Below are 26,558 nucleotides of genomic sequence, written 5' to 3' on the forward strand. Positions count from 1 at the left end.
CCCGCCGCCTTTTTAATTACCGATTAAAAACGACGGGCATCTGGGCTCACGCTGACAGCTTATTTAACCCCCTCAGGACTTTTTCCGGTGTGAAATGCCATTCCCGCAGCCAGACGCCGCAGGCGTCATGAATTGCCATGGCGATAGCCGGAGCCGCGCCGTTAACGCCGATTTCCGAGATCGACTTGGCACCGTATGGCCCCACGTGGTCGTCGCTCGGCACCAGGAACGCCTGAAAATCGCTCGGGATATCGCCAATTTTCGGCGCGCCGTAGCTTTGCAGGTCACGGGTGATCGGCACCCCTTGGCGATCGTAGATAATCTCTTCCGACATGCTGTGGCCGATGGCGCGTAGGGAAGCGCCGTAAATCTGCCCCAGCGCCAGTTCCGGGTTAACCGGCGTGCCGCAGTCCAACAGGGCGTAGAACTTATCCAGGCGGATCTCACCGGTGCGGGTATTCACCGCCACTTCGGCGAAGTTGGCACCGAACGGGAAGGCAAAATCAGAAGTGATATAGCTCGCGGTGGCCACCAGGGTGCCAAAACCGGTGCCGGTCTCCGCTTTGTGGGCGATCTGCGCGAATGACACTTCGCCTTGTTTACCGCGCACTACGCCGGGAGCCACCAATGCCACATCGGCCTCAGGCTCACCCAGCATCTGCGCACCGTGGAACAGGATTTTTGCCTTGAGGTTTTCTGCCGCGTTTTTCGCCGCATTGCCGGAGAAGCAGGTGCCGGAAGAAGCGTAGGCCCCTTTATCAAACAGGGCGTGATCGGTATCACCTGAGATCACGTGCACATCGGCAAACGGGCAACACAGCACTTCAGCCGCCAACTTGCCAACTACCGTATCCAGCCCGGTGCCGATATCCGCACCGCCAGAGTGAACGATAAAGGTGCCGTCCGACTCGAGCTTAATCATGCAGTTAGCCTGATCGATATCCGGGATGCCGGATTTCTGCATGATAATCGCAACGCCACGGCCAATCTGCCAGTCGCCGTTTTTCGCCTTCGCTGAGTTCCAGCGGATCAGTTCACGCCCTTTACGCAAAATCGGCTCCAGCGCACAGCTGGCGGCGCGGGGCACCGAGGTTGGCATTTTGCCTTCGCCGATCGCCCCGAGGATCTTCAGCTCCTGCCCTTCCACCACCCGGTTGAGCTCAATAATCTCCAGCGGATCGCGCCCCAGTTTTTCGGCCAATTCGGCCAAAATCATAGTCAGGGCGAAGTTGCCTTTCGGCGCACCGTAGCCCTGATAGGCACCGTTCGGGCAGATATTGCTGTAATAGGTGGTGACCTGGAAATTGACGTTTTCACACGGATACAGCGGCAGCGACAGCGCCGGGCCGTTGCTGGGCACCGTCAGCGCGTGGTTGCCATAAGGGCCGGTATTGGCGAGGAAGTTCATGTCGATCGCCGTCAGGCGGCCATCCTTTTTCGCCCCGATCTTCACCTTCACTTTCGCCACGTGGCGCGAGGTGTTGCTGATGAACTCCTCTTCGCGGGTATAGTGAAAATAGACCGCGCGGCCGGTGACGCAGGTCGCCCATGCGCAGACCTCTTCCAGCAGAATGTCCTGCTTGGAGCCAAAACCACCGCCCACGCGCTCTTTGATCACGTGCACTTTATGCTGCTTCAGCCCGACAATGCGCGCCACCTGGCGGCGCAGGTGCCATGGCACCTGGGTTGAGGCGTGGATCACCAGCCGATCGCCATCCATATAGGTGTAACAAACGTGTTTTTCTGCCGGGCATTGCTGTACCTGTTTGGATTCGTAAGTGCGTTCCAGCACCACATCCGCTTCGGCAAAACCCTTGTCCACATTGCCAATCTGCCCATGAACTGCGGCAGCAATATTGCGATGCGGTTTGGCGCCAATCGGGAAGTTGATCGTCAGATGTTCGCCTGCGCGCTGTGCAGAACCTCGATTCTGCTCGGCCAAATCGGCCGGAGCACCGTTGACGTAGATAATCGGCTCGTCATGCACCAGCGGTGCGCCTTCCGCCATCGCTTCATCAATCGACATCACCGGCTGTAACACCTGATATTCGACCTCAATCAACCCCAGCGCCGCCTGCGCGATCGCTTCGCTCTCGGCCACCACCGCCGCGACCCGATCGCCCACGTGGCGCAGCTTCTGGCCAAACATCCGGCGATCCAACGGCGAAGGTTCCGGCGCGCTCTGCCCACCAGGGGTGTAGTAAATATCCGGGCAGTTGAGGTGGGTGATCACATGCACCACCCCCGGCAACGCCTCAGCTTTGCTGACGTCCAGGCGGGTAATCAGCGCATGAGGATGCGGGCTGCGCAGCATCTTGATAATGCAGGCATTACGCGCCACGCGATCTTCAACGTAGCAAGGCTTGGCCTGCACCATTTTTGCCGCGTCCACTTTCGGGCATAGCTTGCCAACCACGTTGAGATCGCTGCGAAATTCGGGGGCTGCCGGTGCCTGAAACTCAGGATCGCTGCGACGCGCCACCGCCAGTGCCACCACCTGATAAAACTGCTGGTAACCGGCATCGCGGCTGAACAGCCCCGACAGCGCATCGTCGATCTGCGCGCGCGTTGGTGCTGCAATGCGCTCCAGCAAATCCGTCAGGATCAGCGCCGCCGCCGGATCGTTATAGCCGGACTGCACAACCCCGACGTCCACCATCGCCTGCTGCACCAGGCTCAGTTGGTTCCAGCTCCCTAGCGCTTCTGCGGTAGTGACCACCGCGCCGTCAAGCTGAGCGGCGATCAGCAAAGAGGCGTTAACCACCACGCCGTTGTACATAACGGCATCCGAACCGGCAAAGCCGAATCCATCATCGCTGTTACGTACCGAATGCATTCCCAGCTTAAACAGCAGTTGCTGCACGTTTTCGCCGGGTTGGCACTGCATCACCTGCTCGCTGTCATTAAGCGTAAAGCGAATATTGATCATTGTACCCCTCCTGATGCCTGGCAACTGGCGAGCAGATCGGCCACGACCACGCCGCTGATGTAGCGTTTATAGGCCACGCTGCCGCAGAGATCGGCTTCTGGAGCTACCGCTTCGGCCACCACTTTTTCCAGCGCCGGGCCGCTCAGGCCCATTTGCTCGGCATCACGCAGGCGGCTTGGCCGCGCGACGACACCGCTCAGAGCGATACGGACCTTTTGCTGCGCATCGCACGAAACGGCGGCGGTCAGCACCGCCAGCCCGGCCGCCGAGCGGGCAACCTTGTGCGTGGCGCAACGGCGATAAGGATCTGGCAACACCAACTCCAGCAATAATTCTTGCTGGGCGCCTGCCAGATAATCCCCCAGTTCCAGAGTATTACCGTCGCCAATCACCACCTTGGCGCTCAACGCCAGCAACACCGGAAGCAACACCGAGTCTTTGGGTGCCGCGGCGATCTCCCCTCCCAGCGTGGCCTGATTGCGGATATGGCGGGAATAAACAAAGCCCAGCGCCTCTCGCAGCGCAGGCGGGGTCAACGTTGAATCGATCAGTTTCTGTAAGGGAATGGTGACACCGATATGCAGCGCACCCTGTTGCCAGCTCAACTGGTCGAGCCCCAGCTGTGTCAACGCAATGGCGATCTTTTTCTCGGTTTTAGTGGGTGTGGCGTTCAACTTGCTGCCACCGCCGAAGTACACCGCTTCATCAAGAAATTGGCGTTTCAGCTCCAGGGCCTGCTGCACCGATTCCGGCCGATAGAATTGCTCAATCATTTTTCACCCTCATCAAGGTTAACCGCCCCGTTCTTCGGGGCGGCAACCTGCTTAGTTCAAGGCGTCCATACGTTTCCAGAGCTGGGCGGCAACCTTGCGCGCCTCGGCGTAGATTGGTTCAACATCGAATGGGAATTTGCCATCCTGATAGACCATGTTGCCTTCTACCATTACGCTGTTCACGCTGCTCGCCCCCATGCCGAAGGCCAGATGCCCAGCGACATTCTGCGCCGCCAGCGGCGTAGGTGAGGAATAGTCACAGATAGTGAGATCCGCTTTGTAACCTGCCGCCAGGCAGCCGAAGCGGGCACCAAAGTTGCGCGCCAGCAGTTGATTGCCGTTTGCCAGAAAGCGAGCAAAGCTGTCCGGCCACAGCGTACCGCCGGCATCACGGTGCTTGAAGTAGGCAAATTTCAGCTCTTCAAACATATCTGAACCAATGCCGTCGGTGCCGAGCGCCAGGTTGCGGTACTGCGCCAGTTGATGGTTGTAACCAACATGGTTATTCATGTTGGAACGAGCGTTGTGTACCAGGAAGGCATCGTGCTGGTTAATCAGCTCGATGTCGGCAGCGGAAAGGTACAGGCCGTGAGCCACCAGCGTTTTAGCACCGAGCAGATCGTACCGTGCCAGGCGTGCCATCAGGTCTTGGCCGTATTTGTCATGGCTGTGTGACACATCATAACGGTCTTCAGCGGCGTGAATATGCAGCCCGCGCCCGGTGCTCAGCACCGCTTCGCGCAGCATCTCCAACCCGGCCTCAGCCACGGTGAAAGGGGCATGGGCACCGATGTGTGCCTCTACCAGGTAGGGTTCCTTACCCGCGGCTTTAGCGCTGTCGATAAGGCGCGCAAAGGCGATATTCTCCTCAACGCCAGCCTGCAATTCACGGTTGCCGCCGTTGCGATCGGTGGTTTCAAAGCAGGTCATGCCACGCAGCCCGGCTTTGATAAAGCCTGCACGCAGGGTTTTCAGCGATCCGGCGATAAAATTCGGCGAGGCGTGGTGGTCGATCACCGCAGTACAGCCGCTCTTGATGGCTTCCAGCGAGCAGATCAGGCCGCTGTAATACAGCGACTCCTCGTCCAACGCGCGATCGAGACGCCACCACAGGTTTTTCAGCGTGGAGATAAAATCCGGGCATGGCGCAATGTTGGCCATAATGCCGCGCGACAAGCCGGAGTAGAAGTGGTTATGCGCACAAACGATCCCTGGCATCACCAGCTTGCCGTGCATATTGCGGGTTTCCGCCTGCGGATATTTTGCCGCCAGCCCCGGGCCCACCTCCTTGATCAACGCCCCTTCAATGGCGATGTCGATCCCGTACTGAACGCTGGCTGGCTCAAGCTGCACGGCAGTGGCATTAGTTAAAATCAGCATGATTACGCCTCCACCTGACCCAACAGATAATGATGATGGGCATACACATGGTTGATGATGTGGCACATCGCCTCCAACTCCTGCGGCACCTGCCTGATCTGGCCGTTATCGCCTATCTGCAGTTGATAAACATTTTCCCCCTGGCGCACGCTGACCTGCTGACCGTTCACCAGAAAACCGGCGTTGGTACTGTTGGCAAAATCCTGCGGCAGGTTGAAAACGGTGACTTTGTCTTTGTAGGGCTTGCCCTGCCATGGGCAGAACTGGGCGCAGTTGCCGCATTCGTTGCAGTAGGCATCCAAATGCAGGGTCTGGAAACGGTCACGGAAGCCCGGTATCGCGATCGACACGTTGGCGCGGTTCGGGCAGACGTCAACACATTTGCTGCACACGTAGTTGCATTCCAGACAACGCTGCGCTTCCTGTGCCACAAAGGCTTCGCGATCCGTTTTATCCACCACCGAAACCGCAATCACCCCTTTGCGGCGATAGACCTCCACCGGATCGACATTCGACCAGTATTTGTCTTGGTGATGGGTTTTGACATTTTCCCGTGCCAGCACCGTTTCTGCCGCGCTGCGGGCGCTGCCGATGGCGGCGACGATCGATGACGGGCCGCGCTGTACATCGCCAATCAGGAACACATTCGGCCGGGTGGTTTCACCGGTGACGGTATTAACCTGCGGGTAACCGGCGGCATCCAGCGGCACACCCAGCTTGCGCAGCACCTCTTCATCGGCCTGTTCGCCAATCGCGGTGATCAGTGCATCAAACTGTAGCGTAAGCGTTTGTTCGGTCGGCACCGGGCGACGGCGGCCCTGCTCGTCCGGCTCACCCAACGCCATCACTCTGGCGGTTAAGGTGCCATTGGCAGCGAAATGTTCCGGGTTGGTGAGGAACATAAACTTCACCTGGTCTTCCACCGCTTCCAGATACTCTTCACGATAGGCAGGCATTTCGTTCAGCGTGCGGCGGTACAGCACCGTGACCTCCTGCACGCCCGGCACTTTCAGCGCAGCACGGGCGCAGTCCATTGCCGTATTGCCTGCACCGACCACCGCCACGTGTTTACCCAGGTTCATCGGCTTACCCTGGTTGAAATTGCGCAGGAACGGCAAGGATTTGTAGACGTTGCGGTTATCACCCGCCAGCTTCACACCGCTGTTTTTATCAGTGCCGATGCCGATGAATACGTAATCGAAGCCCTGCTGTTGCAGCTTGTCCACCGTCAGTTCAGGGTCGCAGTCATAAACAAACTTCACGCCATGCGCGGCAACAAACTCAATATCATGCTCAATGGCCTCGGCCGGAATACGAAAATGTGGAATGATGTTTTTCACCACGCCACCGGCATTCGGCTCACGCTCAAACAGCGTGACCTGATAGCCCGCGCGCGCCAGGAAGTAACCAGCGGACAGCCCCGCAGGGCCAGCGCCTAAAATAGCCACCGGGTGTTTGCTGCCGGAGCCCGCTGGCTTGTGCCAGCGGCGCTGGTATTCGTCCCAGCCCTTCTCCAACGCCACCTTTTTCAGCTCACGGATGTTCAGCGCGCTGTCGTAATCGATGCGCGTACAGTTGTACTGGCACTGGTGATCGCAAATATGGCCGGTGATCGCCGGTAACGCGTTGCGCTGATAAATCAGCTCCAGCGCATCGGCATAGCGCTGCTCCCCCAGCAAGCGGATATATTCCGGAATATCCTGCTTAATGGCGCAGGCGGTAACACAGGGTGCCACGTAGCAGTCGATCATCGGCAGCGGGCCACCGGCGTCGATGCTATCCTGCGCTTTCCAGTGTTTCTGGGTGTATTCCATGCTGACGGCTTTCTCTGCTAGCGCTTCCAGCTTGGCGACGTCAATGCGCGTCATCTGCCAGCATGCCGACTGCTCCAGCTCGCGCAGGCATTCAGTCTGGCGTAAATAACCGCCGGGCTTCAGCAGATCGGTGGCCATGGTGATTGGCCGGATGCCGGTTTCAAAAATATCGCGGATGTTAAACTTGCTGGCACCGCCGGAATAGGAGATCGGCAGTTCACCGTTAAACTCGCGCGATAACACCGCCGCCACGTTAATAGAAAGCGGGAATAACGCACGGCCAGACATGTACATCTCTTCGCCGGGCAACGCACCTTTGTGGTTGATGGTCCCCAGCGTGTTAGTGAGCTTAACCCCAAAGCCCAACTGGTGCTGTTTACCCAGCGCAACCAGGCGGCGCAGCATCGCTACCGCCTGATCCAGCTTGAGATCGTGCTCGAAGGATTCTTCTTTCAGGCCGATATAATCGAAACCACAGGTATCCAGAATGGCCCGTACGCGCGGATAACCCAGCAGCGTCGGGTTTAATTTCACAAAGGTGTTGAGATGTTTCTCTTCCAGCATATAGCGGCAGATAGCTTCGATTTCATTTGGCGGGCAGCCATGCATAGTGGAAAGGGTAATTCCGCTGACCAATTGCGCCGGAATTGTGCTTGGCAGTTGGCTTAATAGGCTGCGCTGGGCAGAGAGATCGAACCGGGTAATAAAGTCATCATTGTTCACCCATTCACCGAGCACCTTGGCATATTCGGCATATTTCGGCTGCTGGGCCGAATTGATCATATTATGGATGAATTCCTGCATCGGCGGTTGTTTGATACCGTCGAGGTTATAGCCAACGCTCATATTAAAAATAAAAGATTTACTTTCCCCTTTCGCTCTCGGGTCAAACATTGCTTCCAGCAGATGTAAGGCAAACCAGGCTTTTAAATATTCATCATAGGCCTTGAGCAGAGTAAATTCTGTCGACCATTCGGTGTTGAAGCATTCATCTTCAGCATCGATACAGGGTTTTTCAATTTCTAAGCGATCGAGGATTTGTACGGTTTTCAATTCGATAAACCGCCCGCCGGTCAGCCAGGCAACAATGATATTCTGCGCCAATTGCGTATGCGGGCCAGCCGCCGGGCCGAGCGGAGTTTCACAGCTTTCATTGAAAACCTTAATCTGCCGATCGTCATGCTTGCGATAAAACTGCTGCTCCGGAATACCAAAAATGGAACGATTCTCATGATATTCCTCGAAAATCCGGGTTAACAGCGCCTTGAACGGAACCGGACGCATGATATCTCCCATAGCTTATCTCCTTGCGAAAAAATGCCTGAATGGTGATCGGCAAAAACCTGCTTGCGGTTTTTCACCTCGGTTAGGCATAACGCAGCAACAATCAGGCCAAAACTCTTTACGCTGTTGTATACGGATAAAATTCGTGAGGCAGTTCTAATTGTTATTGTTATTTGTGAAGGAGCTCACGGGCGCAAGTGAGAATAAAAATCACTGAATACCGATGGGCAACAACCGTTATTCACCCCATAGCGTTGATTATCAAAAATGAACCTCTCAATATCACTTTGATACAGCAAAATGAACGCTTGGATAAATTCGTGAGCGCAATCGATAAAGTATGAATAATTACTAAACCTCGATTACATCAAAGAATCTGCGTAATTAACCCCCAGAAGAAATAAAAAACGGCATATTACGCTTCAGCATTCTTTTTTAACTCATGAGATCGCTTATTTATGATTCCGGCCTTGCGGGAACTCTTCACGGAAGAATATCAGCGCTTGGATAATGGCAAACCGTTGTTGATTAGCCTGATTGGTGCCGGAGGCAAAACCAGCACCCTGTTGTGGTTGGCACAGGCATTCTATCAACAGGGCAAACGGGTGCTGTTTACCACCACCACCAAGATGTACCGCCCTGCTCCTGCCACCTATCATCAGTTGTGCATCGGCCAACGGCCCACCGCCCACCCGACAGCGGCGATTACCGCCAGCTTCAGCCATTACCAGCCGCAGAATAACAAGGTTGACGGGTTTAGCCCCCAGCGGCTCGACGAGATGAAGCAGCAGGGGGAATTTGACGTGATCCTGGTGGAAGCCGACGGTGCGCACGGTTTACCGCTGAAAGCCCCGGCAAGGCATGAACCTTGCATCCCCTCCAGCAGTGATTGTGTCATCGCGCTAACCGGGGGCCAGGTGATTAATCGCCCTGCCGATCCACAGCAGATTCACCGCTGGGCGTTTTTCTCGGCGCTGACCGGGATCGCTGCCGGTGAGGCGCTTGATAGCCGGGTATTCCGTACCTTGATTGCCCACCCGCAAGGGATGTTCAAAGGTGCGCCAGCCGGTGCGCGCCGGATTTGGCTGATCAATCAGTTTTCTCATTGTGATAATCAGCCCGATCCCGCCTGGCTTGAGCTATTGCAGCAAGATGCGGCGCTCAGCGCCATCTGGTTTGGCGCCGTGCAGCACAACCCGCCGATCCACCACTGGTTACCACGCAGATATCCTAAATAAGAGGTCAGCATGAATATCTTCGCCGAAGCGGCGCGACTGGAAGAGGAAAACCGGCCCTTTGCGATCGCCCAGATTATTGAAAGCCGTGGCTCCACGCCGCGCCACTCTGGGCAAATGTTGGTGATGGCCGATGGCGGCTGTATCGGCACCATCGGTGGCGGCATGATTGAACGCCTGGTGATCGAGCAGGCCATCGCCGCCATTGCCGAACGCAAGGCCCGGGTGTTTCATGGCCGCATGGCGCGTAACGGCCAGGATGCGGTGGGCTCAGACTGTGGCGGCGCGATGTCGGTTTATATTGATGTGCACGGCCTGCGTCCACGCCTGGTGTTGATCGGTGCCGGGCACGTCAACCGCGCTATCGCCCACGCCGCCAAGCCTTTGGGGTTCGATATTCACGTTACCGATATTTATCCTGCTAGCCTCGATGCCGCCCTGTTCCCACCGGGCACCACCCTGGTGCATGACGAGAGCTTCCCGGCCGCCATCAGCAAAATGAATATCGAGCCCAGCAACTTTGTGATCATCGCCACCAACAATCAGGATTGCGAAGCGTTAAACGCGCTGATCGGCCAGCCGCTGCGCTACTTGGGGTTGCTCGCCAGCCGCCGCAAAGTGCAGACCTTTACCCACCGACTCAGGCAATGCGGCATCAGCGAAACCGACATTGCCAGGCTCCACGCGCCCATCGGCTATAACATTGGTGCAGAAACGCCGGAAGAGATCGCCATCAGCGTGCTGGCGGAGCTGTTACAGATTAAAAACCAATCACCAGGCGGCCTGATGAAAGAGGATATCCGGCTGACGCGTGACAAACTGGTGGTGATCCGCGGGGCGGGTGATATCGCCACCGGCGTGGCGCTGCGGCTTTATCATGCCGGTTTTCAGGTAGTCATGTTGGATATTGCCCAACCCACCGCTATCCGCCGCACGGTGGCCTTTGCGCAGGCGATGTTTGACGGCCAAGCCTGCGTTGAAGGGGTGACCGGCCGCCTGGCAAAAGACGTTGATGAAGCTTTCGAGTTGATCAACCGCGGCGAAATCCCGCTGCTGATAGACGGCGCAGCCCAGTCACTGGAGCAGCTCAAGCCACGTTTTCTGGTGGATGCCATTCTGGCCAAGCAAAACCTGGGCACTCAGCGCTCGATGGCGCCGTTCACCGTCGCCCTCGGCCCCGGTTTCAACGCCGGGCAGGATTGCGACGCGGTAATTGAAACCCATCGCGGCCATGAGTTGGGGCGGGTGATTTACCAGGGTTATACCCACCCGAATACCGGCATCCCCGGCAATATCGGCGGCCATACCGCGCGCCGGGTGATCCGCGCGCCAGCGGACGGCGTGATGCGTTGCTGCGTGGCGCTAGGGGATTTGGTGCAGGAAGGGGATATTATCGCCCACTGCGGTGAAACACCGGTGATCGCACCGCTTTCCGGCATGGTGCGCGGGCTGCTGCAGGCCGGGCTGGAGGTAAAAACCGGCTGCAAGATCGGCGATATCGATCCGCGCGGTGCCGAGGCAGATTACACCACGGTGTCGGATAAAGCGCGGGCGATTGGTGGTGCGGTGCTTGAGGCGCTCATGAAGCTGGGGCGGGGGTAATGATGGTACCATTTGCGAGTTGATATCCGAATCAGTTAAGTACAATTTTGCACCATGCAGAAGATAGCTTGTTCACAAGTTAGACGAGTATTTATTTCGGTCGCTAAACATTTTACGTTCATTCAACAGCACGATGAACGCGACCGAGCAGGGGGCTCAAGAGCCAGCCCCCTGCACCCCGGCCCTTGCCATATCAGGCGGCCGCTGCGCGGCTACCCTCACTGCGCCACGGCGCATCACGGCCGGCTACGACAGGCGTCCCTGCCTGTCTCGCCTGAACGCGCCGTCCATGGCGCGTTCGCCTATGCGCCGCGTCTCCGTTCGGCACCTTCAATGGCGTTAACACCGGTGCCCACCTCACCGATTTCATCGCTTTAAGTTCTCTTATCAACACCCATGTTAATGTTGCCCGGTGCTTACCGATTCGGGTGTTGACGTTGAGCGCATCATGGCCGGCTGAGCAAGACACCGTTGCCAGGGGCAACCGGCCATGGATGGCCGGTTGAGGCGATATGAACAGGGACGTGAATTGAGCCGACCCGTCCGGCAACGGGGGCGCCGCGAAGGCACCCGCGCAGCGGGCAGGCCATGTTAAGCGTTGGCGCGGGTGCAGGACCCCGCCTTGGGCCCTGCAATTGCCGTATTCTGGTGTTTCATGAGAGTGCATTCTATTTACGGCAATTCTCATTACACCAATCTTACATAGGCAAAAGAGTTATGTATTAAGAAACAGTCCAGAAGAAGTTGGTTAGCATTACCACCCAGCTATCAGTTCCGCTCCAATAGCCAAAGTTATAACCATTACTGGCTAATCACCGTCCCCGTCTTCCCTTCAATACCAAGCTGCGCCTTATCCAACACCGTAATTAATGCCTGACGCCCCGGCTTGGATTCGGCAAACGCCACCGCCGCTTCCACCTTCGGCAGCATCGAGCCTTTAGCAAAGTGCCCTTCCTCAATAAAACGCTGGGCATCAGCCACGCTCAACTGCTCCAGCCACTGTTGATTGTGTTTACCAAAATTAATCGCCACCTTTTCCACCGCGGTAAGAATGATCAACATATCGGCATCGATCATCTCAGCCAGTTTGGCGCTGGCCCAGTCTTTATCAATCACCGCGCTGGCCCCTTTCAAATGATTGCCTTCACGTATTACCGGGATGCCGCCGCCACCGACGGTGATCACCACCTGCCCTGCCGCCATCATGGCGCGTACCGTCTCTTTCTCGACGATATCTACCGGCTGAGGCGATGCCACTACGCGACGATAGCCACGCCCGGCATCTTCTTTCATGTCGTAGCCATTTTGCATCAGCAGGCGAGCCTCGGCCGCGCTGAAGAAGGAGCCTATCGGTTTGGTCGGATTCTTGAAAGCCGGATCGCTGCCATCAACAATCACCTGAGTAATCAACGTGGCTACCGGTTTATCGATATGGCGATCGAGCAGCTCTTCACGCAGGGCGTTTTGCAGATCGTAGCCAATATAGCCTTGGCTCAGTGCCACACACACCGACATCGGCAGCATCGGAGTATGGGCCTCGGTTTTCGCCGCCGCTTCAAACGCCAGGTTGATCATCCCCACCTGCGGGCCGTTGCCGTGCGTGACCACCACCTGATGGCCGTGCTCAATGAGATCGACAATCGCTCGCGCGGTAGTTTTTACCGCCTGCATCTGCTCTGCCAGGCCTTCACCCAACGCGTTGCCCCCCAATGCCAGTACTATTTTCTTTTTCATGCTGATCCTCGTTGCGTAGCGCGATGTTTGATTCCTCTCCCCTAGAGAGAGGGAATTGAATGGTCGGTTATCCCATCTTGGCGGTGATTTGGCTGTCAAAAGGCCGGCGGCGTAAGAACTGCCCATATCCCTGCTGCCCGGTAAATTCGCCGTTGCGGGCGACAATCTCACCCCGGCACAGCGTCAGCACCAGCGCGCCTTGGCAGTGGAAGCCTTCATAAGGGGAATAATCGGCATTGTCATGCAGTTGACGGTGGTTAATTACCGTGGATTGGCGCGGATCAATCATCACCACATCGGCATCTGCACCAAGGTTAAGGTTGCCTTTGCGCGGCCACAGCCCAAACAGCCGCGCCGGATTACCGCTGGTGAGCGCCACAAAACGTGACGGTGAAATCCGCCCGCTCATCACACCGTGCGAAAACAGCAACAGCATGCGGTTTTCCACACCGGGTAAACCGTTCGGGCAGCGGGTGAAGTCCCCCGCCGCCAGCGCCAGGCGCTGGTGATACGGGAAGCTGCAGTGATCGGTGGCTACCGTGTCAATCGAGCCGTCGGCAATCCCTAACCATAGGCGATCCAGCTCCTGCTGGTTGCGCAGCGGCGGGCTAAGAATGTATTTCGCACCGTCTTCACGCAGGTAGCACTGCTCATTGAGCAGCAGGTACTGCGGGCAGGTTTCCACCCATACCGGCTGCTGGCGTTGACGTGCCAGGCGCAAATAGTCCAGCCCTAACCCATTGGATAAATGGACAATATACAGCGGTGCGTTGTCGGCCAGGCGCGCCAGGTTAATCATCCGGCCTATCGCTTCGGCCTCACACTCCAGCGGGCGGCTCTGCGCATGGTGGATCGGCGCGGTTTTCCCGGCGGCCACCAGCGCTGAGCGGCGAAAGGCAATCGCGGCGTCGTTTTCCGGGTGCACCGTGGTCAGTGCCCCTACCCGCCGCAGCTGCCATAAAGCGCGCAGCACCTCGGCGTCGCTCACTTTGTAGTGGTAGGTCAGGTACAGCTTGAAGCTGCTGATCCCTTCGTCATGCACCATGCCTGCCATTTCGTCGAGAATGCCGTCATTAATATGTTGAATTACGCCATGAAAACCATAATCAATCACCGCATTACCGGCAGCATATTGATGGTAAAGATGAAGCTGATGGTGAAGGTTACAGCCCGCCGGGCCGAACCCCATATGATCGATAATAGTGGTAGTGCCACCGCAGGCGGCGGCGCGGGTGCCCGTGAAAAAGTCATCGCAACTACGGGCGATGCCGACATCGATATTAAAATGGGTGTGAACATCAATGCCGCCGGGCATTACGTAGCAGCCGGAGGCATCAATAATCTCGCAGTCGGCCCCTGGCTCAATGTTGGCTGCGCGCTGGCAAATGATCCCATTCTCGATCAGCAGATCCTGAGCATATTGCCCGTCGCTATCTACCAGAATGCCGTTTTTAATTAGCCGCTTCATGTTGGCACCCTTGAAAAAATCACAACAATAGGTGAGAAAATATCCCCCTCTCCTAATAGGAAAAACCAGGAGAAAGGCTTTAGCTCGGTGTTCTGGGTTCCCCCTCACCCTAACCCTCTCCCCGAGGGAGAGGGAACTGGTTCGCCGCACAGGTTAGCTGGGCTTCAACATCCATAATCCTGAACCGTGCGCCACTCTCCCTGTGGGAGAGGGAACTGGTTCGCCGCGCGGGTTAGCTGGGCATCAACATCCCCATAATCCTGAACCGTGCGCCCCCTCTCCCGGTGGGAGAGGGCCGGGGTGAGGGGTTTTGACTCGGTGCTCTGAGTTCCTCCCCCCTCCCTTAGGGTTAGGATTAGCTTGTTACTTTTCCAACTCTTCCAAGTAGGCCAACGGCACGGCGGCGTACATGGCGGCGCAGGTCACCAGGTGCTCCTTCCAGGTTTTCTCATTCGGCGCATGGGCTTCCGGCTCTTTGCCAGGGCCAAAACCGACCACCGGAATACCGTGACGGCCCATAATCGACACGCCATTGGTTGAGAACGTCCACTTATCCACCACCGGTTTTTTATTGAACAATCCTTGATAGGCTTTGCTCAGGGTTTTCACCGTGATGTGATCCTCTTCCACTTTCCAGGTTGGGAAATAGCATTCTGTCGGATACACCAGGCCGGTGTAGGACGGGCGTTCATAGTCATACATCGATACCACCGCTTTCGCTGCCTGCACCGCCGGCAGCGCGCGGATCTCTTCCAGCGCCCCTTCCCAGGTTTCGCCCCAGGTCAGGCGGCGGTCGATCGATACCGCACAGCTATCGGCCACCGCGCAGCGGCTCGGGGAGGTGAAGAAAATCTCGGAAACGGTGAGCGTGCCTTTGCCGAGGAACTCATCGTTACCCAGGTTACCGGCTAACTGCTGCAGTTCGTTGAGGATCGGCCCCATTTTGAAGATGGCGTTATCGCCGCGCTCCGGTGCCGAACCGTGGCAACTGATGCCTTGCACGTCGATGCGGATCTCCATGCGCCCCCGCTGACCACGATAGATCTGGCAGTCGGTGGGTTCGGTGCTGATCACAAACTCCGGGCGAATCTTCGATTGTTCGATGATGTATTGCCAGCACAGGCCGTCGCAGTCTTCCTCCTGCACGGTGCCAGTCACCAGCAGTGTGTATTGATCCTCCAGGCCCAGATCTTTGATGATCTTGCCCGCATAGACCATCGAGGCCATGCCGCCTTCCTGATCCGATGCGCCGCGGCCACCGATAATCTCCTCATTTTCCATGCCCTGATAAGGATCAAAGTTCCAGTTCTTGATATTGCCAATGCCGACGGTATCAATGTGTGCATCCATCGCAATCAGGTGCGGGCCGTGGCCGATATAGCCGAGGATGTTGCCCATCGGGTCAATTTCCACCCTGTCAAACCCCACCTTTTCCATTTCCCGCTTGATACACTGCACCACCAATTTTTCATCACAGCTTTCACTCGGGATCGCAATCATGTCCCGCAGGAAACGCGTCATTTCATCTTTGTATTGGTAGGCTTTCTCTAACACCATTTCAAAAGGAATTTGCTTTGCCATTGTGTTCTGTTCTCCACGCCTGTATGACTTCTCGCCTGCACGAGAGATTGGATAATCTGAGGGTTCCGCTTACTACCCTATGGATTTCAAGTTGCAGCTAGGCACCCAGCTCGCTCAACCCCAGGAGCTTACTCAAGTAAGTGACTGGGGTGAGCGAGTGCAGGCAACAACGCTGCGGCTTGAAAAACAGCGGGTATTTTCAGACTGAATATTTCCCTTCCCATACCACTTCGCGATAATGCTTAACGTCGGTATCGCCTTCCGAACTGATCAGCAGCACCACCGACTGGCTATCCAAGCCAAGCCTCTTCATCAGTTGTGCGCGTTGCGGGTGATAATGCACGGCAGCCAGCACGCCGAGCCCGACCGCCCCAGACTCACCGGAGATAATGCGCGGATCGTTACCCAAAGGATTCCCCAGCACGCGCATGCCCAATGCCGCCACGCTGTCCTGACAGGAGATAAACTGTGTGGCACAGTTGCGCAGCAGCGGCCAGCCCAACGGATTCGGCTCCCCGCAGGCCAGGCCCGCCATGATGGTGGCCATATCACCGCCAACGTTGACGATTTCGCCTTTCTTACCGGAGCGATAAACGCAGTCCGCCAATTCCGGCTCCACGATCGCGGAATGCAGTTGTCTGGCACCAAACACCTCCGCCAGATAACCCAGCACTCCACCCGCCATCGCCCCTACCCCGGCTTGCAACAGCACATGAGTTGGCCGTTCAATCTGCATTTGCCGCATCTGTTCCACGGCCTCATCCGCCAGCGTGGCGTAGCCTTGCATAATCCAGGTCGGGATCTTGGTGTACCCCTCCCAGGCGGTGTCCTGCACCACTTCCCAGCCGCGCTCCTGCGCCGTTTTCATCGTCAGGCGCACGGTATCGTCGTAGTTCATGTCGGTGACAATACACTCGGCCCCCAGATTGAGGATGTGATCCACCCGCTCCTGCGCCGAGCCTTTAGGCATATACACCACCGCATGTTGCCCCAACTGCTGCGCCGCCCAGGCGACACCCCGGCCATGGTTGCCGTCGGTGGTGGTAGCAAAGGTCATTTTCCCGCTCAGCGTGGATTTGAATTTTTCGAAGGAAAACGCATTAATATCGATCTGATATTTTTCGCACAGTAACCGAGCGATGGCATAAGCGCCGCCAAGCATTTTGAAGGCGTTTAAGCCAAAGCGTTTGGACTCGTCTTTGACCAGGATTTTCTTTACGCCAAACAGATGTGCGAGTTCGTCCAGCGCACATAATGGCGTTGGCTGATACCCCGTGATTTTTTGATGAAACGCCCGCGCCTTACGCGCTTCTGCCTGAGAGAATAGCGGCGAGGTTTCGCCGTTAAAATAACGGTTATCCTCGATATCCACTTTCAATGAAAAAACCGACATTGTCGTGATCTCCTCTGATCGCATTAGCCTTGCACTGCGCGGGAACACCCCAGGGTGTTCCCGGCCACAGAGAGGTTATTTAATGCGTCTTTCCGCTTCTTGCAGTAATTGCTCCAACGTCAGACCCGGGTTGGAGAATTTGCGCGCCATAATCATGGCGGCGATGATATAAGGCTTCCAGCTGGCTTCCTTATAGGTGGCGATGCGGTATTTCTCGAACACGCTGGCGCTAACTTCCCCTTCGCTGCACGACACGTCGGTGATATCCGCAGGCAGGCAGTGCATATACAACGCTTCGCCACCCTTGGTCAGCTTCATCATCTCTTCGGTGCAGTGCCAGTTCTTGTAATGCGCGTTCTGCGCCAGGCACTGTTGCTCCAAGGTTTTCAGGCCGGCGTGATCGTTGGCACGCAGCAGATCGGTGCGTTGTTCCATCACCTTGTACGGAGCCCAGGATTTCGGATAAACGATGTCGGCACCCTGGAAGGCCTCGGCCATTGAGGTCACCTGCTGGAAGCTGCCGCCAGAGGCCGCCGCGTTGTTTTTCGCCACCTCAATCACATCCGGGATCAGGTCGTAGCCTTCCGGGTGCGCCAGGGTGACTTTCATCCCAAAACGCGTCATTAGGCCGATAATGCCCTGCGGCACCGACAGCGGTTTGCCATAGCTCGGGGAATAAGCCCAGGTCATAGCGATCTTTTTACCTTTAAGCTTGTCCAGGCTGCCGAAGTGCTCCTGCAGCCAGGCCAGATCGGCCATCGCCTGCGTTGGGTGATCGATATCGCATTGCAGGTTAACCAGCGCTGGCCGCTGCGGCAGCACCCCTTTCTGGAAGCCTTCATCCAGCGCCGCCCCGACTTCGCGCATGTAGGCGTTGCCGGCCCCCAGGAACATGTCGTCACGGATCCCGATGGCATCGGCGCAGAATGAGATCATGTTCGCCGTTTCACGCACCGTTTCCCCGTGGGCGATCTGCGATTTACCCTCGTCCAGATCCTGCTGGGCCAGGCCCAGCAGGTTTAAGGCCGACGCATAAGAAAAACGGGTGCGCGTAGAGTTGTCACGGAAAATAGAAATACCTAAGCCACTGTTGAATACCTTGGTCGCGATATTTTCTGAGCGCATGGTTTTCAGCGCTTCAGCCAATTTAAGCACCAGCTCCAGCTCTTCGCGGCTCTGTTCCCACGTCAGTAAAAAGTCCTTCTGATGTAAGTTGGACTTTAATGCCTTTATGTCCTTAATTAACTGATTGACTGTTCTCATCTTTGCCCCTAAATAACCGATGGTTGACCCCAGAATGTCCAATACGCTTTTTCAGCGTCTGTTATCAGGTAATCAATAAGCATGCCAAGAGATCCGGCAGAGCAGGAAACCACTGCATAACATGATCTCGGTCACATAATCCGCCAGTTTCATCAAGGGATCTCAAACAGCCATCGCGGGCAAAGCGCTAATGTCAACCAGCCATCGCAGGGGGATTTATAATTATCAGCCAATATCGCAACCCAAAATGATAGCAATTACCGCCGAGTATCATTTTGATAATAAAAAGTGATGCTAATGGCACAATCTATAAAATAATTAGAGTTGCAGGAAGGCGGCAAGCGTGAAAATCCCCTGGAGCATAGATAACTCGTTGACCGGGCTGGGCAAACCGGGCGAGTGCACATGCAACTTGAAGGATGACGAATATATTTTATCTGAAGGATTAGCTTGATGATAATCAAATAACCATAAGCATTAATGTATTATCGTTTCTTTTTTCAATGATGAAAAAAGAGAGACTCTTGATGATAGCACCGGTAAATACCCAATCTGCGCTGATGCAGATCCAACCGACAATCTTGCGCTTCACCAAAATGCTCTCCAGCGTGCTGCTGTTGGAGGTCGAGATTGTCGATGCCAACCTGGTGCGAGTGGCAGGGACCGGCCCCTATGGCAAAAACTTTGGCAGAAAGCTCGGCAGTAACTCTGGCTTGCTGAAGCATGTTATTGATACTCAGAAAGAAAAAATAGTCACCCACTCCCGTTTTGATCCGGTATGTGACGGATGCAGCAACAAAGACGAATGCCAGGAAAAGGCATTTCTCGGTATTCCGATTCTGTTCCAGCACACCTGCATTGGTGTGATCAGCCTGGTGGCCTTTAATTTGGAACAGCAACAGAGATTACGCGATAACCTGCAAGAGTTTTCTGACTACGTGCGCAATATATCCCATGTTTTCGTCTCCAATCTCTTAGAGACTCAGGGCAGCAGCAGTGGGTTGAATAAAGTACTGTTCAGCCTGATTGAAAATATGGATCAGGGGGTTTTAATTCTCAATGAGAAAAACCAGGTTAAATTCGCCAATGCAATGGCTTTGAAAGAGTTTAATTTAGCGCAAGAAGAGATTGTCGGTAAAACCTTTAATATCCACGCCCTGACCTTCCATCAGAATTACACCAGCGGACATTTACAGCATATTGTTTCTTTCGATGACCGCCAGGAGATCATGATTGGCCAGTTGCATCAAATCCAGGATCACCAGCTATTTCTGATGGCTTTTCACCAGTCGCATTCTTCGTTTAATGACCAAGTCGGCCATCAAGATCCGCGTATTGGGCATTTGGCCGGGGAAAGCAAGCCAATGCGCTTGCTGAAGAATCTGATTACCCGTATCGCCCCCAGCCCTTCCAGCGTTCTGGTGGTGGGGGAAAGCGGCACCGGCAAAGAAGTGGTAGCGCGTGCCATACATCGGCTGAGCAACCGCAGTGACAAGCCTTTTATCGCCATTAACTGTGCGGCGATCCCGGATCAACTGCTGGAAAGTGAACTCTTTGGCTACCTGAAAGGCGCATTTACCGGCGCTTCGGCCAATGGCAAGGTGGGGCTTATCCAGGCTGCCAATCAGGGCACGCTATTCTTGGATGAGATTGGCGATATGCCGCTGCTGCTGCAGGCAAAATTACTGCGCACGGTGGAGTCGCGCGAGGTGTTGCCGATTGGCTCCAGCAAGCCGATCCCGGTAGATATCCGCATCATTTCCGCGACCAACCAAAATCTGGAGCAATATATCGCCGAGGGGAAGTTCCGTGAGGATCTCTACTATCGCCTGAACGTGATCCCCCTTTCGCTGCCGCCGTTGCGCGAGCGTGAAGGGGACATTGAGCTGCTGGTTCACTATTTCCTCAGTTTGCACACCAAAAGAATCGGCATTATTTACCCCGGGATCTCAGCGGAAGTGCTCAAAATCTTGCGCCAGTATCGCTGGCCGGGCAACGTGCGTGAACTGAGTAATTTAATCGAATATCTGGTTAACGTGGTCCCCAGCGGTGAAATCATCGATACCTATCTGCTGCCACCCAACTTAACCCGTGGGCAGTATCTGCATCAGCCCCACACTTCTGCGGTGAGCAAAACCACCGAGATCTGTAGCAGCCAGGATACGTTAGGGCTGGAAAATATGGAAAAACGCATGATTGAGGAAGCACTCAGCCACCACGCCAACAAGAAGTTGGTGGCTGAGAAATTAGGTATCGGGATCGCGACGCTGTACCGCAAAATAAAGAAGTACGAACTGTCATCAAATTGATGACCCGAGAAACGAGGCTGAACTCCGCCCGCAGCACGCTGTTTGCCGGGCGAAGGTTCAGGAAGCCAATGGAGCAATGACGCGGCACCGCCTGGCTGCTAAATTCTCTTGGTATAGCAGACCACCACCGGGAAGATCATCTCGCTGAGTTCATAGCCGCCGTTGCCGACGGGAGTGATGGACATGTAAAAATCCTTTTTATTACCGAACATGATGTGATTAAACAGCTCACTTGGCGCACTGTTGGCGTTGGCGTAATCCTCTTCTTTGACTCGTTTAAAGTAATAAAACTCCCCCCGAGACTCGCGGCTATAGATAAAGTAAATCTTGCGATTGACATTGAAATCTACCCCATCTTTGGTGATCACACCGTTGACATCCAGAATCGCCATGCTGTTGCTTGTCAGAAGAAGGGAGGTATTGGCCTCTATCATGCTGTGATTTTTCGAGCTTTCAAAATGAATCTCAGTATTACATTTAAAAAACCTGTCTTGAGTCTTGAAAATTATCAAATAGGCCAAACCCAACACCAGCAATAACAGGACGATGGCAAGAGAATAAATCCATTTTTTATTCTTCATACTGATTAAACCATTTTGATGCTGTAACAATAAGAGTAATAGCCATCACCACCATTGCGGCACAGAGAGAACATTTTAAATTCATTTTTACTTTGCTCTTTACCACTAAGATAGAAAAACACATCGTAATTATCATTGTCACAATCTATATCGTTATTTTTTATGGTGTCAATCACCGTTGAAACAATCTTCCCTCGTTTATTCTCAGGAACCTCTTGCAGGGTTCTCAATGCACATTGTTTGTAAGTATAAATTTTTTCAGCATTCGCAGAGATAAATAAATGATATATTTCATTACCATAGAGCGAAGATACCAATAAGAGTGATGCAACCAACAGTGCCGCGATGTATTTTTTGTTAATCTTAAAATGTCGATTTTTATCAACCTGAGTGCTGCTGGCTTCCTCAGGGATTTTGCTGTCACTCTCATCCTGGATCTCAATCCGGTAATTTTTATTGAGAATAAACCCTTTTTTAGGCAGTGTTTTAATCAGATCTTCCAAACCTGCCAATTCCTCCAAATACTTTCTTAGCAAACTGATATGATTATTCAGGTTGTTATTTGATGCCTTTAATCCATGTTCTGACCATACCGTGCTCAATAAATGTTCTCGAGTGACGCCCGAACTGTGCGTCAACAATTCGGCAAACAGCCGGACAGAAATAGTGCTCATCTCTAATTTTTTGTCATTGTCTGCCGTTGATAACGTGCTCTCTTCCGTATCGAACATCAATGTTTCATTAATTATATACTTCATTTCTTCACCTATGATTTCATCAGGCGTAATAGCATTGGAGGGGCAGCTTAAAAAATATCTCTACACTGAGTCAGGTAATTGACGAAAAAGGCCATCGTGCAAGTTCTATTTGCAAACGCATAGTCTAACAGAAATTCTTTTTTATCAAGCACTCGCCCATCGGGGCCAGGTTAGAATGCAGATAAAAAAAGCAATTAAAATATTAAAAAATTCATATAAAAAATAATAAAACATCGCCATCTAAAATAGCCAAAGCGGAGAGCAAAACGAATAAATAAAAAAAACTATTAGCCTCGCCAATATCAGAACTTAAATCTATTTAATGCTACAGGAATGGATAGATCGGCTAAAATTCAGCGATAGACGAAAAAAACGCCGCAGGTGAATGCCGGCACGCTGGCGATCCACTTACCTAAGTCCTCAGTCAAAAATATGGTTGCCGACGCAGAAGCGGATCAGTTCCTGATTACTTTCCACGTTCAGCTTACGCATAGCCGAATTCTTCTGCAGGCTCACCGTTTTAGCACTGCGATTAAGCCGTTCGGCAATATGCGCGATCGACTCCCCTTCCACGAAATAACGCAGCACTTCAAACTCTCTGGGAGACAAACTATTAATACGCTGCTGCAGAAATACCTCACGCTCGTCACGGCGACCGGCGCTCTGAAATGAAGCCGGATAATAGCGCGTGTTAGCACGCAAGGCGCGCAAAGCGGAGTGCACCTCGCTGAGGGGATCCTGCTTGAATACCACCCCTGCCACTCCGGCGTCGTACAGTGCGGATACGATCATCGGGTTGGAGATCATCGTCAAAACCAGCAGTTTCACCTGTGGGAAAGTGCGAATCAGAAAGTCGACGAAGCGCAGGCCATCTTTATACACTTCATCATTAGGCATGTTGTAGTCGGTAATAATCACATCCGGCGGGCTGGCTTTAACATAGCTCACCAATTCTGAGGTGGCGGAAAAGGTGGCGACCACTTCAATATTGGGGCTATGTTCCAGAAAATCTTTCAGCCCGGCCAAGACTACCTGATGATCGTCCATCAGAACTACGCGTAGTTTTTCCATGGTGTTATCCCCTGTTATGCGGTTGATTCAATGCTGGCCAGAAACTGGCGCAGCTCAACCATAATAGCGGCCAAACCGGCTTTCCCCTGCTCGTCCAGACCGTGCGCTTGTATATGTACTTCTAACGCCTCCATGCTGGCCGCCAACTCGCGGCGCTGCGCCAGAACCAGCGCCCCACGCATGCGATGCAAGGCGTTCTCGGCTCTGTCGGCTTCACCTTGCGCCAACCCCTGCGCCAATTGGTTCAGGTCATCCGTCATACTTTTGAGGAAAATATCGCGATGTTTATCGAGTACGTTAGGCTCGAGCCGTTCGAAATGGTCGTTAACTTCTCCAGCAGGCGGCAATTGGCCTGCAGGCATAAACTTGCGCAGAATATCTGCCAGCGTGCGCAGCTCAATCGGCTTCACCAGCCAGGCATTCATACCGGCCTCAACGCAGCGTTGCTCCTCATCCCGCATTGCGTTGGCCGTCACGCCAATAATAGGCATCCTTATGCCTTCACTGCGCAACCTGCGAGCCAGCTCATAACCATTCAGATAAGGCATATTCACGTCGGTCAGCAGCAGATCCTGAGGCGCGCTGTCCCACAGCGCCAGCGCCTCCTCACCATCATCCGCTAACGTCACCTCACAGCCTAACAGCTCGAGTTGCCCCTGCAGCGTGATCTGATTGAGCGGATTATCTTCAGCAACCAGCACCCGAGCCTTAAATTGCGGTAACACCGCCTCGCACCGTTCGTTGATCAGTTGCCCATGCAGCAGGCTATCGATGCCAAAACCAATGCTGCTCAGGCTGTAAGCATCGATAGCAGAATAATTCGCCACCTCACCCGACAAAGAAATCGCCAAGGTGCGCCCGGGCCATTCGATGACAGCACGTTGCCGCTGCGCCTGCATATCCAACAGAATATCGTGCTCATAGCCCAGCGGCTCAGGCGTGGTGAACGCTGAGGCCTGCGCGCCCCAGCGCCGTAGCCAGGCACAGAGATTATCGGTCAGTTCTGGATGCGGAGTTCGCACCCAGACGGTAGCACCTTGCAGTTGCGGTTCGGCTATTGTGGGGTGAGCGGCCACGGGCAGAACCAGCGTCAGATAAAATTGGCTGCCGCGCTGCGGTTGGCTGTGGAGCTGAATTTCTGCCCCCATCAGGCCTGCCAGCCGCTTGCAGATAGATAATCCCAAGCCAGCGCCCCCCAGGGTGCTGCGGTTGGCATCGGCCAGATAGAACGGGGTAAACAGTTTCTCCTGCTGCGCTGAGCTGATGCCAACCCCGCTATCACACACCTCCAGCCGCAGGTGGGTTTCGGCCGAGGAGCCTGCAACCTGGTGGAGCCGCACGATCACCTGACCAGACTCGGTAAATTTGATCGCATTATTGATAAGGTTGTTCAGAATCTGCCGGATGCGCACCGGATCGCCCACCACCCATTCGGGAATTTCGGGGCCGACCACCGAGAACAACAGCAAGCCTTTGCGATAAGCCATGGCCGCAAAGGTGCCGGTCGCGCTCTGTAGCAATTCACGCGGGTTGAACTCAACCTTCTCCAGTTGCAGTTGCCCCGCCTCAATCTTACTGATATCCAGAATATCGCTGATTAATTGCAGCAACATTTGTGAGGCATCGTTGATCCGATCGACATACTGGCGCTGCTGACGATCCAGTTGCGTCATGGACAACAGTTCCAGCGTGCCGAGCGCGCCATACAGCGGCGTGCGTATTTCGTGGCTCATGGTCGCCAGGAAGGTCGATTTGGCCTCACTGGCCTCATCTGCGGCTGATTTGGCGCGCGCGAGTTGACGCTCGATTTCCGCATGGGCGCTGACGTCAGCAAACACACACAAAATCACATCACGCTGCATATAACGCGTTGGCGCGTAGGCGACATACAGGGTTTTTCCACCGGCCACCGCCAGTTGTTCAATGGCACCAGCGTGCTGTGCGGGCAGCACCTGGCTCAACAAGGTAGTGGTGGCAGGCGCAGGCGGCAAGCGTTGGCCGGCGCTAGCCCCTAACCAATCCAGCGCCAGTGCGTTACCGAATACCAGATGGCCGTCAGAACGGGCGATCAGGCATACTGCCACCGGCGCCGTCTGTATCAAGGTTCGGTTAAAAGCCTCGCTTTCGAGAAGCTCACGCTGGGCTTCTTGTGCCGGAGCGATCACGCGGCGGTTGTACCAGCGCGTATACGCCAAGCCGCCAAATACGCTGCCCAGCAGCAGCAACAGCACCCCGAGCGGTAGCCACAGATTATCCTGGAAGAAGCTGGCATAGCTGACATAGTAGTACCCTGTCCACTTACCGTTCAGCTCCACAATTTTGAACACCACGCCATGCAGGGTGTAGTGCAACCCCTGTTGTTCAACATCCGGGGCTGGCTCCTGCCCCATCAGCAAGCCATACTCTTGATGGCTCAGCCACACCTGATCGAAACGCTGCAACCAGAATGCGTTTTTCGGTGCCGGATTGACGCTGCGTTCCAACACCCCGAAACGCTCGCGGCTGAATAAGGTAGCGGCGTAAATACAGGTGGTCGGGCGTTTGCGTGTTCCTTTCCAGATACTGGGGGGGAACCCGGCAGGAATCAACCCAATCATTTGATTCGGTAACGCCGTTTCACGGAACCAGATCACATTCCCAACGGCAGGCTTATCCCCGCTCTGTTGCTGGCAATCGTTCATCGCCGCTCTGTTATGCAAGCGCTCGCGCACGGCATCCGTCACCGCCCGGTAAGTTTGCATATTGCTAGGTTCATAACCGGCGCCAACGTTTACCGCAGGCACGCTGACGCTGATCCCATTGCCTTCATTAACGAAGAATACGGCGGCGGCAGGAAAGTAGGACGCCGCCCAAAATGACGAGTAAAAATCGGCGAGATAGCTCCCCAACGAAAACAGCATGCCGGGAGCGTTGGGGCAGTCGGCCTGTTTTTCGCAAAAGAGCGAAAAAGGCATGTTAACGGGGGATTCTCGGCCAGCAAACAACCGGCCGCCCCACTCGGACGAGGTGGTGACTTCCCGAAAGCTATTTACCCGGGGAATTGGCAGATAAGAGAGTTGCTCATTTTGGCTGCGCAACCGGCGCAGGAATATCTCTTGTTCATGGATATACCCCACCAGCGTTGAGAAATCGAGAGTGAATCGGCCACGCTCCTGGTTGATGATGCGCTGAGTGCCCCAATACAGGCCTGCGGTCAGGATCACCGCCAGCGTAACAAGGGCAAACAGCACCTTGTTTTGCCTGCGCGACGTGTGCGTAATCTTACTGAAAGGTGTTTCCTTCATGGGGTTCGGCCACCTGCCAAAAGGGTTAACCAACTCAAAAGGTTGCCAGTTCCGCTCTCTGATACACCTTTACCAGGAGCGATATAGCACAACCTCAAG

Annotated in this window: 16 protein-coding genes; 3 read left to right on the forward strand and 13 right to left on the reverse strand. The window is 54.7% G+C overall.

Annotated features, from left to right (window positions below; all coding sequences use genetic code 11):
- Positions 1-46 precede the first annotated feature (46 nt).
- The 4 genes from BMI79_RS10755 to ygfK are packed head-to-tail and all read right to left on the reverse strand — an operon-like array spanning position 47 to position 8,192.
- Positions 47-2,926 (reverse strand): molybdopterin-dependent oxidoreductase Mo/Fe-S-binding subunit, encoded by a 2,880-nt coding sequence (locus tag BMI79_RS10755; RefSeq protein WP_076942366.1) that lies wholly within the window; start codon positions 2,924-2,926, stop codon positions 47-49.
- Positions 2,926-3,702: a molybdopterin-dependent oxidoreductase FAD-binding subunit gene (ygfM, locus tag BMI79_RS10760; RefSeq protein ID WP_076942145.1), complete on the reverse strand. Its 777-nt coding sequence runs from the start codon at positions 3,700-3,702 to the stop codon at positions 2,926-2,928. Before ygfM ends, BMI79_RS10755 begins: the two co-directional genes overlap by 1 nt.
- A 51-nt stretch (positions 3,703-3,753) precedes the next feature.
- Entirely contained in the window at positions 3,754-5,082 is a 1,329-nt protein-coding gene (gene ssnA / locus BMI79_RS10765; RefSeq protein WP_076942146.1) for a putative aminohydrolase SsnA, read from the reverse strand.
- 2 nt (positions 5,083-5,084) lie between these two features.
- Positions 5,085-8,192: a putative selenate reductase subunit YgfK gene (ygfK, locus tag BMI79_RS10770; RefSeq protein WP_076942147.1), complete on the reverse strand. Its 3,108-nt coding sequence runs from the start codon at positions 8,190-8,192 to the stop codon at positions 5,085-5,087.
- Positions 8,193-8,638: 446 nt separating this feature from the next.
- Here ygfK and yqeC point away from each other — a divergent pair, with 446 nt between their 5' ends.
- On the forward strand, positions 8,639-9,418 hold the full coding sequence (gene yqeC, locus BMI79_RS10775) for a selenium cofactor biosynthesis protein YqeC (RefSeq protein WP_076942148.1): 780 nt from the start codon (positions 8,639-8,641) through the stop codon (positions 9,416-9,418).
- 9 nt (positions 9,419-9,427) lie between these two features.
- Positions 9,428-11,017, forward strand: coding sequence for a selenium-dependent molybdenum cofactor biosynthesis protein YqeB (yqeB, locus tag BMI79_RS10780; RefSeq protein WP_076942149.1), 1,590 nt, complete (start codon positions 9,428-9,430; stop codon positions 11,015-11,017).
- Positions 11,018-11,818: 801 nt separating this feature from the next.
- Here the strand turns inward: yqeB and arcC are convergent.
- From arcC to ygeW, 5 genes are all read right to left on the reverse strand, one after another.
- Positions 11,819-12,751 (reverse strand): carbamate kinase, encoded by a 933-nt coding sequence (gene arcC, locus BMI79_RS10785; protein WP_076942150.1) that lies wholly within the window; start codon positions 12,749-12,751, stop codon positions 11,819-11,821.
- A gap of 67 nt (positions 12,752-12,818) precedes the next feature.
- Positions 12,819-14,219 carry a dihydropyrimidinase gene (gene hydA / locus BMI79_RS10790; RefSeq protein WP_076942151.1) on the reverse strand — a complete coding sequence of 467 codons (1,401 nt, stop codon included), beginning with the start codon at positions 14,217-14,219 and terminating at the stop codon, positions 12,819-12,821.
- 363 nt (positions 14,220-14,582) lie between these two features.
- Entirely contained in the window at positions 14,583-15,800 is a 1,218-nt protein-coding gene (locus tag BMI79_RS10795) for a YgeY family selenium metabolism-linked hydrolase (protein WP_076942152.1), read from the reverse strand.
- Between the two features lie 199 nt (positions 15,801-15,999).
- Complete coding sequence (gene dpaL / locus BMI79_RS10800; protein WP_076942153.1) at positions 16,000-17,193, reverse strand: diaminopropionate ammonia-lyase; 1,194 nt, start codon at positions 17,191-17,193, stop codon at positions 16,000-16,002.
- A gap of 75 nt (positions 17,194-17,268) precedes the next feature.
- Positions 17,269-18,456, reverse strand: coding sequence for a knotted carbamoyltransferase YgeW (ygeW, locus tag BMI79_RS10805; RefSeq protein ID WP_076942154.1), 1,188 nt, complete (start codon positions 18,454-18,456; stop codon positions 17,269-17,271).
- Positions 18,457-18,986: 530 nt separating this feature from the next.
- Between ygeW and BMI79_RS10810 the strand changes: the two genes are divergently transcribed.
- Entirely contained in the window at positions 18,987-20,765 is a 1,779-nt protein-coding gene (locus tag BMI79_RS10810; protein ID WP_482822392.1) for a sigma 54-interacting transcriptional regulator, read from the forward strand.
- 98 nt (positions 20,766-20,863) lie between these two features.
- Here BMI79_RS10810 and BMI79_RS10815 read toward each other — a convergent pair whose 3' ends face one another.
- The 4 genes from BMI79_RS10815 to BMI79_RS10830 form a co-directional block, all read right to left on the reverse strand.
- Positions 20,864-21,346, reverse strand: coding sequence for a hypothetical protein (locus BMI79_RS10815; protein WP_076942155.1), 483 nt, complete (start codon positions 21,344-21,346; stop codon positions 20,864-20,866).
- A 5-nt stretch (positions 21,347-21,351) separates the two neighbouring features.
- Positions 21,352-22,077: a winged helix-turn-helix domain-containing protein gene (locus tag BMI79_RS10820; RefSeq protein WP_076942156.1), complete on the reverse strand. Its 726-nt coding sequence runs from the start codon at positions 22,075-22,077 to the stop codon at positions 21,352-21,354.
- A gap of 447 nt (positions 22,078-22,524) precedes the next feature.
- Positions 22,525-23,175 (reverse strand): response regulator, encoded by a 651-nt coding sequence (locus BMI79_RS10825; RefSeq protein ID WP_076942157.1) that lies wholly within the window; start codon positions 23,173-23,175, stop codon positions 22,525-22,527.
- Positions 23,176-23,189: 14 nt separating this feature from the next.
- Complete coding sequence (locus tag BMI79_RS10830) at positions 23,190-26,459, reverse strand: hybrid sensor histidine kinase/response regulator (protein WP_076942158.1); 3,270 nt, start codon at positions 26,457-26,459, stop codon at positions 23,190-23,192.
- Positions 26,460-26,558: the final 99 nt, after the last annotated feature.

It is taken from the genome of Serratia oryzae, assembly GCF_001976145.1.
Classification (GTDB): Bacteria; Pseudomonadota; Gammaproteobacteria; order Enterobacterales; family Enterobacteriaceae; genus Chania; species Chania oryzae.